The organism is Curtobacterium sp. UCD-KPL2560, from assembly GCF_001705035.1.
Taxonomy (GTDB): domain Bacteria; phylum Actinomycetota; class Actinomycetes; order Actinomycetales; family Microbacteriaceae; genus Curtobacterium.
In genome coordinates this window covers 1-12340 of record NZ_MCIG01000087.1, presented here as the reverse complement: position 1 = coordinate 12340, position 12340 = coordinate 1, and the positions used below count along the sequence as shown (strand labels likewise).

The window sequence follows — 12340 nt, the reverse complement described above, 5'->3', positions numbered from 1 at the left end:
CACCAACCCCAACCACACGAGTCCCGCCCCCGCCACCGTCCCCGGTTCACCCCGTGTCGCCCTGGAGGCGTGGGTCGCCCGGGTCGCGTCCCTCACCTGCCCCGACGCGGTCGTCTGGTGCGACGGGTCACCGGACGAGACGGCTCGCCTCACGCAGCAGCTCGTCGACGAGGGCAAGCTCGTCGCGCTGGACCCGGAGCGCCGACCGAACAGCTACCTCGCCCGCTCGGCACCGGGCGACGTCGCCCGGGTGGAGGGTCGGACGTTCACCTGCTCGGCCACCCCGGAGGACGCCGGCCCGACGAACCTCTGGCGTGACCCGACGGCGATGCGCGCCGAGCTCGACGGACGCTTCGCGGGGAGCATGCGCGGTCGGACGATGTACGTCGTGCCGTTCTCGATGGGTCCGGTCGGCGGTCCGATCTCGCAGCTCGGTGTCGAGGTCACCGACTCGGCGTACGTCGTCCTGAGCATGGGCAAGACCACCCGCCTCGGTCCGGAGGTGCTCCGCGCGATCGGCGCCGGCGTGCCGTGGGTCGCGGCCGTGCACAGCGTGGGGATGCCCCTCCGCGACGACGACGGCACCGTGCACGAGGACGTGGCGTGGCCCTGCAACGAGACGAAGTACATCGTGCAGTTCCCCGAGACCCGCGAGGTGTGGTCGTACGGCTCGGGCTACGGCGGCAACGCCCTGCTCGCGAAGAAGTGCTTCGCGCTGCGGATCGCCTCGGTGATGGGGCGCGACGAGGGCTGGCTCGCCGAGCACATGCTGCTCATCCGGCTGACCTCGCCCGAGGGCCGGGCGTTCCACCTGGCCGCGGCGTTCCCCTCCGCCTGCGGCAAGACGAACCTCGCGATGCTCCAGCCGGCGCTCCCCGGGTGGTCGGTCGAGACGATCGGTGACGACATCGCCTGGCTCCGTCCGGGGTCGGACGGGCGGCTGCACGCGATCAACCCCGAGGCCGGGCTGTTCGGCGTCGCGCCGGGGACCGGCGTCGACACGAACCCGGTCGCCGTCGAGACGATCGCGGCGGACACGATCTTCACCAACGTCGCCCTGACCGACGACGGTGACGTGTGGTGGGAGGGCCTCACGCCGGAGCCGCCGGCGCACCTGGTCGACTGGACGGGTGCCGACTGGACCCCGGCGAGCGGGACCCCGGCGGCGCACCCGAACGCCCGGTTCACCGTGGCGCTCGACCGTTGCCCGTCCCGCGCGGCAGACCTCGACCACAGCGTCCCGATCGACGCCGTCGTGTTCGGCGGTCGACGCTCGACGAACGTGCCGCTCGTGGCGCAGGCCCCCACCTGGGCGGAGGGCGTGTTCATGGGCGCGACCGTCTCGTCCGAGCGCACCGCCGCGGCCGAGGGCACCGTCGGCGAGCTCCGCCGCGACCCGTTCGCGATGCTGCCGTTCTGCGGCTACGACATGGCCGACCACTGGGCGCACTGGCTCGACGTCGGTGCGCAGCTCGGCGCGGGGGCCCCTGCGGTGTTCCAGGTGAACTGGTTCCGCAAGGGCGACGACGGCTCGTTCCTCTGGCCGGGCTTCCGCGAGAACGCCCGCGTGCTCGAGTGGATCGCCCGCCGGGTCGAGGGCAGCGTGCCCGCGGTCGAGAGCCCGGTCGGTCTGCTCCCCGACGTCGACGACCTCGACGTGCGCGGCCTCGACCTCCCGCCGTCGGACCTCGACGCCCTGTTCGCCGTCGACCCGGACTCCTGGCTCGAGGAGTGCGACCGCACCGAGGAGTTCCTCGCGGAGTTCGCGGGACGGACGCCGTCCGTGTTCACCGCCGTCCTCGACGAGCGTCGCGCCGCCCTGCAGGCCTCGGCGACGCCCGCCGCCGAACGCGCTGTGCAGGTGGCCTGATGGAGCACGCACCGTCCGCCGCCGACCGTGCCGCCCTGCAGCACGCCTGGACCGACAAGCTCGCCGCGGCCGAGGCGATGGTCCCGCTCATCGGCCGGCTGTACCGCCGTGACGACGTCGTGCCCTCGGTGTACGGCCGGCCCCTCGTCGGCGAGTCCCCGATCGGGATCGTCAAGGCACACCGGTCCACCCGCCGCGTCGACGAGACCGAGCTGCCCGTCAGCGAGAGCCTCGCGATCCTCACCGAGCTCGACACCATGGACGTCGCGTCCGCGTCCGTCGACCTCGCGGACCTGGCCGCCCGGCACCGCGCCGACCCGCTCGGCACACCCCTCCGCGAGTTCCTCGAGGACGAGCTGTTCCTCGCGCGCGGCTCGTCCGGAGACGCTGCACGACCCGTGCCCCGCGACGTCGTCCTGTACGGCTTCGGCCGCATCGGTCGGATGCTCGCACGCATCCTCCTCGAGCGCGCGGGCGAGCACGCACCCCTCGTCCTCCGCGCCGTCGTGGTCCGCCGCCGCGGGCCCGACGACCTGGTCAAGCGTGCGAGCCTCCTCCGCCGCGACTCGATCCACGGCCCCTTCGCCGGCACCGTCACGGTGGACACCGAGCACGACACCATCACGGCGAACGGCACGCTCGTCCAGTTCATCTCGGCCGACGCCCCGAGCGCCGTCGACTACCGCGCACACGGCATCGAGGACGCGATCGTCGTCGACACCACGGGCCGGTGGCGCGACGCCGAGGGCCTCGAGCAGCACCTCCTCGCCCCCGGAGCCGGCCGCGTCCTGCTCACCGCCCCGGGCACGGGGGACCTGCCGAACGTCGTGCACGGCATCAACCACGACGCGATCGGCGACGCGCCGGTCGTCAGCGCCGCGTCCTGCACCACGAACGCGATCGTCCCCGTCCTCAAGGCGGTCTCCGACGCGTACGGCGTCGTGCACGGCCACGTCGAGACCGTGCACTCGGCGACGAACGACCAGAACCTCGTGGACAACTACCACCCCGCCGACCGCCGCGGACGCGCGGCCGGACTGAACATGGTCATCACCGCCACGGGCGCGGCACGGGCGGCCGAGAAGGCCCTGCCCGAGCTGCGCGGGCGCCTCACGGGCAACGCCGTCCGGGTCCCGACGCCGAACGTCTCGCTCGCCGTCCTGCACCTGACGCTCGCCCGTGCGGTCGGCCGCGACGAGCTGAACGGCCTGCTCCGTGACGCGTCGCTGACGTCGTCGCTCCGGCGGCAGATCGACTACGTCGAGTCCCCCGAGGTCGTGTCGACCGACTTCCTCGGCAGTCGCCGCGCCGGCGTCGTCGACGGGCTCGCGACGATCGCCGATGGCTCCGAGCACGTGGTCCTGTACGTCTGGTACGACAACGAGTCCGGCTACAGCCGCCAGGTCCACCGGATCCTGCAGGAGATGGCGGGAGGCCGTGCGACCGCGCTCCCCGCCACCCCGGTCGGGAGGCGCGCAGCAGTCCGTCACGTCGGCGGTAGCCTGCAGACGTGCGGCACCTCCGAGCGGTCGGGTTCGACCTGGACGGCACCCTCCTCGACCACCGCGGAGCGGCCCGAACCGGTGCGTCCGGGTTCCTGACGAGCCTCGGCCTGCCCGCGTCCGAGGCGGCGCTCCGCGCCTGGTCCGACGCCGAGGACGACCAGTTCGAACGGTGGCGCTCGGGGGAGATCGGCTTCGCCGAACAGCGGCGGGAGCGCCTGCGCGCGGTGCTCCCGCCGCTCGGCCACGCGCTCGACGGCCGCGACGGAGACGACGACCGCCTCGACGAGTTGTTCGCCGGCTACCTCCGGCGGTACCGGGCGGCCTGGCGCGCCTTCCCCGGGAGCCGGGGACTGCTCGACGAACTCCGGTCGCGCGGCTACCGCCTCGGTCTGCTGACGAACGGGACGGAGGAGCAGCAGCGTGACAAGCTCGCCGTGACGGGTCTCCCCGACGCGTTCGACGTGGTGCACGTCTCCGGGCGCACCGGGTTCCAGAAGCCCGACGTGCGCGCGTTCGCCGCCCTGGCGAGCGACCTCGGCGTCAGCGCGTCCGAGTGCCTCTTCGTCGGCGACGACGCCGAGCGGGACGTCGCCGGCGCCCGGCGCGCGGGCATGCGATCCCTCCTCGTCGACCACGAGCTCCTCGGCCCGGGGGCGTTCCGGACCGCGGTCCTCGCAGCCCTCGAGCCGGACCCGACGGACCGGTAGCACCGGCTCGGCCGAGCACCACCGGGGACGACACCGCACGGGGACACCACACAGGCGGGTCTGTCCGTGGCCCCGTCCGCCGTGCGACCCTGGTACCCCGGCACGACGACGCGCCGGTGGAGGGGGCAGACCATGACGACGTCGGAGATCACCGCCGGAGGACTCCGGGCAGGACACCGCTACCGGCTCGCAGCGCGGATCGGCACCGGGCTCGTCGTCGGCGTCGTCGCCGTGTACGTCGTCGCGGTGATCGCGACGGCCCCGCTCGGCGGCGACTCGACCACCCACCCGCTGGTGCTCGCCGGACTCGCCCTCGTCGGTGCGGCCGCCGTGGCCGTCGGCACACGCTGGCCGACGGTGGGTGTCACCGCCGGGGCGGTGGTGCTCCTGGTCACCGTGTTCGCGGTCGTGCAGCGGGTGTCGTGGACGACGGGGACCACGCAGTGGCTGAGCCCGACGGACGCCCTCGGGTACGCGGCGGTCAGCGCACACCCGGCGATGGTGGGCGCGGTGCTCGTGTCCGCGGCCGTCGTCCGTGGCCGTCGCCGGAGCACGTCGCCGGACCGGTGAGCCGCTGACAGCGGCGGGTGCGCTCGCTGTCCACGCGACGTGGTTCCTGGCAGTGCGCGGTGCATCCCGCTGCGACCCTCGTCCTCCTGTCCGGCCGCGCGCATACTTCGGAGACCGGGGATCACGTGCGCGTCGTCGACGTTCGCCGAGTGCCTCCCCGTCCCAGACAGGTGCCTTCCATGGCCACGTCCCGTTTCCTCCGCCCCACCCTCTTCGCCCTCACCGGCATCGGACTCGCCGCGTCCCTGGCGGTGATGAGCACGTCGGCGGCGTCCGCTGCGACGGTGCTCGACGGGCCGGTGGACCTCGGCACCGCCGCGACCTACGGCGTCCTCGGTGCGAGCGCCGTCACGAACACCGGTCCGACCGTGGTCGACGGCGACCTCGGCGTCTCGCCCGGCACCTCGATCACCGGGTTCGGCGCGGCTCCCGACGGCGTCGTGAACGGCACCGTGCACCAGACGGACGCCGCGGCCGCCCAGGCGCAGCGGGACACGACCACCGCGTACGACGTCGCCGCGTCGCTCACCCCCGCACAGACCGGCCTGACCGAGCTCGACGGGCTGTCGTTGTCCCCCGGGGTCTACTCGGGTGGGGCGCTCTCCCTGGCGGACACCGGGTCGCTCACCCTCGCCGGCAGCGCCGACTCCGTCTGGGTGTTCCAGGCCGCGTCGACCCTCACGATCGGCTCCGGGACACGCATCACGATCACCGGCGGCGCGAGCTCCTGCAACGTGTTCTGGCAGGTCGGCAGCTCCGCGACCATCGGCACCGGAGCGCAGTTCCGCGGCACCGTGCTCGCGCAGCAGTCCGTGACCGCGACCACCGGCGCGACGGTCGTCGGTCGCCTGTTGGCCCGGACCGGTGCCGTGACCCTCGACACCAACACCATCACGGCCCCCACCGGCTGCCCGACGCCGGGCACGCCCTCGCAGACGGTCGCGCCGACCATCGCGTCCGGCGCTCCGACCCCCGCGACCGCCGGGACCCCGTACTCGTACACCGTCACCGCGACGGGCACGCCCTCCCCGACGTTCACCGCGACGGGACTGCCCGCCGGCCTGACCATCGACAGCACCACCGGCGTCGTCTCGGGCACCCCGACCACGCCGGGTGCCGCCACCGTCACCGTGACCGCCTCCAACGGCACCGCGCCCGACGCCACCCAGACCGTGACGATCACCGTGCAGCCGTCGGCCACGACCACGCCGACCGCTCCCGCGACCGCACCGACGCCCACCGCGCCGGCCACGGCGCCCAGTGGGACCCCGACCGCCGGCGCAGGCTCGGGCGGTGGCACCCCGAACGGCGAGCTCGCCCTCACCGGCAGCGACCCGACGGTGCCGCTCGGCATCGCCGGAGCGTTGCTGGCGGCGGGCCTCGGTCTCGCGCTGGTCGCCCGTCACCGCCGGAGCGCGAGCGCGAGCGCGAGCACGCGCACGCGCCGCGGCCAGCACGGGAGCTGACGGAGCCGTCCGGCAGCGTCCGTGCCGCGCCGCGCTCAGCCGCGGTCGTCCGGCACGGACCCGCCGGTCGCACCCGCGACCAGCTCGTCCAGCGTGAGTTCCCCGTCGGCCACCTCGACGGCCACGGCACTGAGCTTGCGCTGGGTCCGTCGGGCGTACCCGCGGAGGACCTCGCGGGCCGTGTCCACGTCGACCGACAGGGCGCGCGCGACGTAGCCCTTCGCCTGCTCGACGGGGACCTTGGCGTCCAGCGCGTGCTGCAGCTGCTCGGCGGTGACGGCGGCGTCCTGCATGGTCCGCTGCTGCAGGATGCTGATCGTCGCGACGTCCGCGAGCGCCTGCGCTGCCCGGGCGTCGGCGCCGTTGAGCGCCCCCTCCATCTCGCGGAACAGGTTCAGCGATCCGATGACCTCCTCACGGAGCCGCAACGGGATCGCGTGGACGCTCCGGTACCCGTGGTCCCTCGACGCCGCGGCGAACCGGGGCCACCGCTCGGTCAGCGACCCGACGTCCTCCGACGTCACGAGTTCACCGGAGGTCACCGCGGCGATGCACGGCCCCTCGCCGGCGTTCAGCTGGAGGAGCCCGATGAACTCGCTGCGCTCGCTGGTGGAGGCCGCCACCTCGAGGACACCGTCCCGGTTCAGCAGGTGGATCGCCCCTGCGGCGGCGTCGAAGAGCTCCACCGACCGGTCGACGAGGGTCTGCAGGACGTCCAGGACGTCGTAGTCGGCGACGAGGTTGTCGGTCAGCGTCACGAAGGTCTCGACGAGTCGTGTCTCGCGGGTCTCGATCATCGGCGGGCGGCCTCCTCCTGGTCCGGCCACCACCGTAACCGGTCGTCGGACGGGGTCCCCGACGACCCCGACGCGCCGGAGCCCGGGGACTTGCGCGGCCTCGGCCGCTCGTTCTACCGTGATGGACGAGCCACCCCTGACCCCGGTTGCCGGAACGATCCCTCGTTCCAGTCGCACAACGGGAGGCACAGGCATGGAGCAGCACCACGACGGCACACGCACCGGTGCGTCGCGTCGTACCGGTGCACCCGCGGCACCGTCGACCAGCACCACGACCACCGGGCCGTCCGGTCCGGTGGACACCGCCCCGTTCTCCACTCCTCGAACCGACGACCGCGACCGCGAGCCGGGACGCCCCCGGACCTGACACCGTCAGGAAGCACGAAAGGAACACCGTGACCGCCGAGGACACCATGGCCGGCCACTACCGCACGACCGGCGCCACCCCTGGCGGCGCCCGGACCGGAGGTACGTCCACCTACTCCGCCCTGCTCGCCCAGGTGAAGGACGCCGGGCTCCTGCGCCGGCGTCGAGGCTTCTACTGGGCGCTCTTCTCGGCGCTGGTCGTCGCCACGGCTGCGTGCTGGGTGGCGTTCGCGTTGTTGGGTGACTCGTGGTTCCAGTTGATCGTGGCGGGTGCGTTGGGTGTGGTGTTCACGCAGTTCGCGTTCCTGTCGCACGAGGCCGCGCACCGGCAGGTGTTCGACTCGCAGAAGTGGAACGACCACGCCGGCCGGTGGATCGGTACGTTCCTGGTCGGGTTGTCGTACTCGTGGTGGATGAACAAGCACACCCGGCACCACGGGAACCCGAACACGGTGGGCAAGGACCCCGACATCGCGCCCGACGGGATCCGGTTCCTGCCCGAGGACGCCGCTGCTGCCCGCGGTCCGCTGATGCGCACGTTCCTGCGGTTCCAGGGGTGGTTGTTCTTCCCGCTGCTGACCCTCGAGGGCATCAACCTGCACCGGCACGCGGTCGTGTCGGTGGTGCGTGGTGCCGGGGGTCGTCCGGACACGAAGGGCCGGGTGCTGGAGGGGGTGCTGCTGGCGGCGCGGTTCGCGATCTACCTGACGGTGGTGTTCTGGTTCCTGCCGTTCGGGATGGCGTGTGCGTTCCTCGGGGTCCAGCTCGCGGTGTTCGGGGTGATGATGGGTGCCTCGTTCGCGCCGAACCACAAGGGCATGCCCACGATCGCGCACGACGCGAAGGTCGACTTCTTCTCCCGTCAGGTCCGCACCTCCCGCAACATCCGTGGGGGTTGGTGGGTGTCGTTCCTGATGGGTGGGTTAAACTACCAGGTCGAGCACCACCTGTTCCCGTCGATGCCGCGGCCCGCGTTGAAGCAGGCGCGGCTGCTGGTCCGGGACCACTGCGACACGTTGGACGTGCCGTACACCGAGACGACGTTGCTGCGGTCCTACGGGATCGTCGTGCGGTACCTCAACCGTGTCGGCCTCGCCGCCCGCGACCCGTTCACCTGCCCGCTCGTCTCCGAACTCCGCATCCACTGAAGGAACCACCGTGAAGACCGTCGTCGTCCTCCTCGCCCTCTGGCTGATCCTGTCCATCGTCGGCTTCGCCCTGAAGGGGCTGCTCTGGCTCGCGATCATCGGCATCGTCCTGTTCGTCGCCACCGTCGTCTTCGGCGCACTCCGTCGTTCCGCGAACAAGGCCGCGCGGGCCGACCGACCCTCGCGTCCGTGAGCACGTCGAGGCCGCAGCGCGTCGCCGCGGTCGTCGTCAACCCGGTGAAGCACGACCGGGAACGTCTCCGGGCGCTCGTGGACGCCGAGGCACGGCGCAACCACTGGTCTCCCGGGACCCACTGGTTCGAGACCGCCGCCGAGGACGACGGTCGCGCCGCGGCGCGCGCAACGGTCGCCGCCGAGCCGGACGTCGTCCTCGTCGCCGGCGGGGACGGCACCCTGCGGGTCGTCGCGGAGGAGCTCCGCGGGACGGGGATCCCCGTGACGCTGGTCCCGAGCGGGACGGGCAACCTGTTCGCGCGCAACCTCGGCCTCCCCCGGGGCGACACCGCGGGTGCCGTCGCCGCCGCGTTCACCGGGGTGGACCGGCCCATCGACGTCGGGCTCGCCGCACTGACGGACGACGAGGGCACCACGACCACGCACGCCTTCCTCGTGATGGCGGGCATCGGTCTCGACGCGAGCATGGCCGCGGACACGAACGCGTGGGTCAAGCGTCGCTTCGGCTGGGTGGCGTACTCGGACCCGATCGCGCGGTCGATCATCGGCAACCGGCAGATCCCCGTGCACTACCGGCTGGACTCCGGTCCCACGCGGACGATGCGGGCGCACACGGTCATCGTCGGCAACTGCGGCAGTCTCACCGCCGGCGTGCTGCTGCTCCCCCGCGCGGCACCCGACGACGGCATCCTCGACGCCGTCGCGTTCCGCCCGACGGGCTGGTTCGGCTGGACCGCGATCGGCACCACCCTGACCCTCGCCCGGTTCTCCTCCCGCACGCGCACCGGGCGGTTCCTGTCCCGGTTCCTGCCGCCCTCACGTGTGCTGCCCACGACACGTGCGCGGACGCTCCACATCGACCTCGACGCCGCGGAGCGTCTCCAACTCGACGGCGACCCCTTCGGGACCGTCCGGTCGGTGACCCTCACCACCCACCGACACGGGCTCGTCCTCCGCACCGCACCGGCCACCGAGCGACGGCGCGTCACCACCTGACGGACGGGAGGCGCGGTGCCGGCCCGCACCGCGCCTCCCGTCCGTCAGGTGGCACGGCGGAACGCCGCGCCGGGTCGGCGGCGCGGGCCCACCCACCTGAGCCCTGCCTCATGTGGTGGCAACCCGACGGTCCGCGGCCGTTCACCCACGCGACGGGCGGCCTCGTCACGCTGCTCCGCGGGCCGTCCGGTGCTCCCGGGCGACTCCCCCGTGCCCCGTCCCCGAGGAGAACCGTGTCCCGCCGTCCCGTCCGCCCGTCCGCGCTCCTCCGCGCGAGCGCCACCGCCGTCGCAACTGCTGCCGTCCTCGGCACCGTCGGGCTCTCGTCCGCCGCCCACGCCGACTCCGACCTCCAACCGGCCCTGACCGCCCAGGACCACCCGATCACCGACGTCCCGGGGCTGGTGAACGGTCGCGAGCTCGGTGCCTTCACCGGACTCGGCGGCCAGCGGGTCGACGCCTCCCGCCTCATCCGGTCGGAGTCGCTCGACAAGGTCACGGCAGCCGGTGCGCAGACGCTCGCGAGCGAGTACCACGTCGACCTCGTCGTCGACCTCCGTACGCCCGACCAGGTCGCGGCGAAGCCGGACGTGGCGATCCCCGGCGCGCAGGAGGTCCACATCTCGATGTTCGGCGCCGACGGCGACTACAGCGACGACACCGCGATGTACCACGACCTCGTCGACAAGGGCTACGTGGACGCGACCGACCGCGGGCCGATGATCACCGCGTACGCGCAGGTCCTGCAGATCCTCGCGACCCACACCAGCGGCACCGTGCTCGTGCACTGCTCGCACGGCATGGACCGCACCGGGACCGTGGTCGACCTGCTCGACCGGGTCCTCGGCGTCGGCAGTGCGGACATCCTCCACGACTACCTGCTCTCGAACACGCAGCTCGGGGTCACGTGGGCGACACCCGCGCTGCTGCAGGGCACCTTCGAGCACGACGTCGCGACGAAGTACGCCGGGATGGACTCGTACCTGTCCAGGACGATCGGTGTGACCGCCGACGAGGAAGCCGCCCTGCGCGCCCGCTTCCTCGTGTCCGACGACGCCTCCGCATCGGCGATCACGGTCGACGGTGTCACGGTGCCGCTCGACGCAGCCGCGACCGCCGCGGGTGCGACGGTCACCGCCCCGGTCGCCACGCTCTCGGACACCGACGTCCACGTGTCGACGACGGACCCCTCCGCCCGGTCGACGGTCGCGGTGCAGGGCGACACCGCCGTCGTCACCGTGACCGCGGAGGACGGCACCACGACGACGACCTACCGGGTGCACGTCGCCCGCCCGACGCTGGCCCTCGGGGCGCACGGCGCGCTCACGCCCGGGTCGACCGTCACGGTCGGCAGCAGCGGACTGACGCCCGGCGCGTCGTACCAGGTCGTCGTGCACTCGACCCCGCAGGTGCTCGGCCGCGTGACCGCCGCCCAGGACGGCACCGTCAGCGCCTCGGTCACGCTGCCCGCCGACCTCGCTCCCGGCGCGCACACCCTGTTCCTCGCCGACGCGACGGGCACCGCGGTCAGCGACCCGCTCGCGCTGACGGTCGTGTCGGCGACGACGACTGCGGCCTCCGGATCGGTCGCGGGGACGGCGACCACGGCTGCGGTCGGCCCGTCGGTCGCGACGGGCGGCACGGTCGCCGGCGGTCGGGACGACGCACCCTGGCTGGCCCTCGGTGGCCTCGGCGCCCTGGTCCTCGGCGGTACGGGTGCACTCCGCATCCGCTCCCGTCGCCGCGCGGGGCGCTGAGTGACCGGCACGTCCCCGCGGGGGCGGTGGGGCGCTCGCCTCACCGCCCTCGCGGCGGTCGTCGCGGTGGCGATGATCGCCGTCGCCGGGGTCGAGCTCCTGACCCCGCACCCGCACGGGACCGCGGCAACGACGGGCGTCGACCTCGCCGGCGACCCCGTGCGGCTCGACGGGCCGCCGCCGGAGCCCGCGGCCTCGGCGACGCCGTCGGGGCACGGCCGGTTCACGGTGCCGTCGGTCGGGCTCGACGTCCCCCTCGGTGCGCTGGACGTGGCCGACGGGGTCGTCGAACCGCCGGGGTCCACGTCGGCGTACTGGGTCCGGAACCTCGGCGTCGAGCCGGCGGCGGCGGCCCACGGCACCGTCTTCGTCGCGATGCACTCGCTGCGCGGCGGGGGTGTCGGTCCGGGCAACGCCCTGATCGACGTCGCGCACGGCCGGGCCCGCGTCGCCGTGGGGGCCACAGTCACGGTCGACGACGTCACGTACCGCGTGACGCGGTCGGAGACGGTCGCCAAGCGCGACCTCCCCGCCGACGCAGCGGTCTGGGCGGACACCCCGGGGCGCCTCGTCGTCGTGACGTGCCTGCAACGGCCGGACGGGCGGCCGTCGGTCGACAACGTGGTGGTCGAGGCGACGCGCGTCTGAGGTGCTGCCGCGGGCACGACCGCCCGGAAACGGGACCCGCCGGAGCGGCGTCACGGCCCGCTGGTCGGCCGGGAGGCGGCGTCGCCCTGACGACACCTCTCGGCCTGCGGACCGCGGGACGGTCGCCGGGACGGACGGGAGGCGCGGTGCCGCCTGGCACCGCGCCTCCCGTCCGTCCTCCGGTCACGTCTGCAGGACCGCCGGCGCCCGGTCCCACGCCCCGCGCATTCGGCTCGGCGCCCACGGCGACGAGCCGGAGCAGCCCGAGCCGCCGGAGCGTGGGCTGTGCGCGGTGCTCACGCGCCGTCGGTGCCC

General features: G+C 73.7%; 11 protein-coding genes. 10 read left to right on the top strand and 1 reads right to left on the bottom strand.

Annotated features, from left to right (window positions below; genetic code table 11):
* The first annotated feature begins 61 nt into the window (after positions 1 to 61).
* The 5 genes from BEP24_RS14510 to BEP24_RS14490 all read left to right on the top strand — a co-directional run bounded on the left by BEP24_RS14510 (position 62) and on the right by BEP24_RS14490 (position 6118).
* The gene (locus BEP24_RS14510) at positions 62 to 1870 is read left to right on the top strand and encodes a phosphoenolpyruvate carboxykinase (GTP) (RefSeq protein ID WP_065964611.1); all 1809 of its coding nucleotides are present in this window, start codon (positions 62 to 64) and stop codon (positions 1868 to 1870) included.
* The gene (locus tag BEP24_RS14505) at positions 1870 to 3471 is read left to right on the top strand and encodes a glyceraldehyde-3-phosphate dehydrogenase (protein ID WP_065964607.1); all 1602 of its coding nucleotides are present in this window, start codon (positions 1870 to 1872) and stop codon (positions 3469 to 3471) included. Before BEP24_RS14510 ends, BEP24_RS14505 begins: the two co-directional genes overlap by 1 nt.
* Positions 3381 to 4082, top strand: coding sequence for an HAD family hydrolase (locus tag BEP24_RS14500; protein ID WP_065964605.1), 702 nt, complete (start codon positions 3381 to 3383; stop codon positions 4080 to 4082). Before BEP24_RS14505 ends, BEP24_RS14500 begins: the two co-directional genes overlap by 91 nt.
* A 132-nt stretch (positions 4083 to 4214) precedes the next feature.
* Positions 4215 to 4652, top strand: a complete 438-nt coding sequence (locus tag BEP24_RS14495; RefSeq protein ID WP_083230395.1) for a hypothetical protein — start codon at positions 4215 to 4217, stop codon at positions 4650 to 4652.
* A 179-nt stretch (positions 4653 to 4831) separates the two neighbouring features.
* On the top strand, positions 4832 to 6118 hold the full coding sequence (locus tag BEP24_RS14490; RefSeq protein ID WP_065964603.1) for an ice-binding family protein: 1287 nt from the start codon (positions 4832 to 4834) through the stop codon (positions 6116 to 6118).
* Positions 6119 to 6153: 35 nt separating this feature from the next.
* Here BEP24_RS14490 and BEP24_RS14485 read toward each other — a convergent pair whose 3' ends face one another.
* A complete protein-coding gene (locus BEP24_RS14485) occupies positions 6154 to 6915 on the bottom strand; it encodes a GAF and ANTAR domain-containing protein (RefSeq protein WP_065964601.1) in 762 nt (253 codons plus the stop codon).
* A gap of 395 nt (positions 6916 to 7310) precedes the next feature.
* Between BEP24_RS14485 and BEP24_RS14480 the strand changes: the two genes are divergently transcribed.
* From BEP24_RS14480 to BEP24_RS14460, 5 genes are all read left to right on the top strand, one after another.
* Positions 7311 to 8429 carry an acyl-CoA desaturase gene (locus BEP24_RS14480; RefSeq protein ID WP_065964598.1) on the top strand — a complete coding sequence of 373 codons (1119 nt, stop codon included), beginning with the start codon at positions 7311 to 7313 and terminating at the stop codon, positions 8427 to 8429.
* A gap of 10 nt (positions 8430 to 8439) precedes the next feature.
* The gene (locus tag BEP24_RS14475; RefSeq protein WP_065964596.1) at positions 8440 to 8622 is read left to right on the top strand and encodes a hypothetical protein; all 183 of its coding nucleotides are present in this window, start codon (positions 8440 to 8442) and stop codon (positions 8620 to 8622) included.
* Complete coding sequence (locus BEP24_RS14470; RefSeq protein WP_065964592.1) at positions 8619 to 9620, top strand: diacylglycerol kinase family protein; 1002 nt, start codon at positions 8619 to 8621, stop codon at positions 9618 to 9620. Before BEP24_RS14475 ends, BEP24_RS14470 begins: the two co-directional genes overlap by 4 nt.
* 233 nt (positions 9621 to 9853) lie before the next feature.
* Entirely contained in the window at positions 9854 to 11377 is a 1524-nt protein-coding gene (locus BEP24_RS14465; RefSeq protein ID WP_065964590.1) for a tyrosine-protein phosphatase, read from the top strand.
* Positions 11378 to 12025 carry a class F sortase gene (locus BEP24_RS14460; protein ID WP_065964588.1) on the top strand — a complete coding sequence of 216 codons (648 nt, stop codon included), beginning with the start codon at positions 11378 to 11380 and terminating at the stop codon, positions 12023 to 12025.
* The last annotated feature ends 315 nt before the right edge of the window (positions 12026 to 12340 follow it).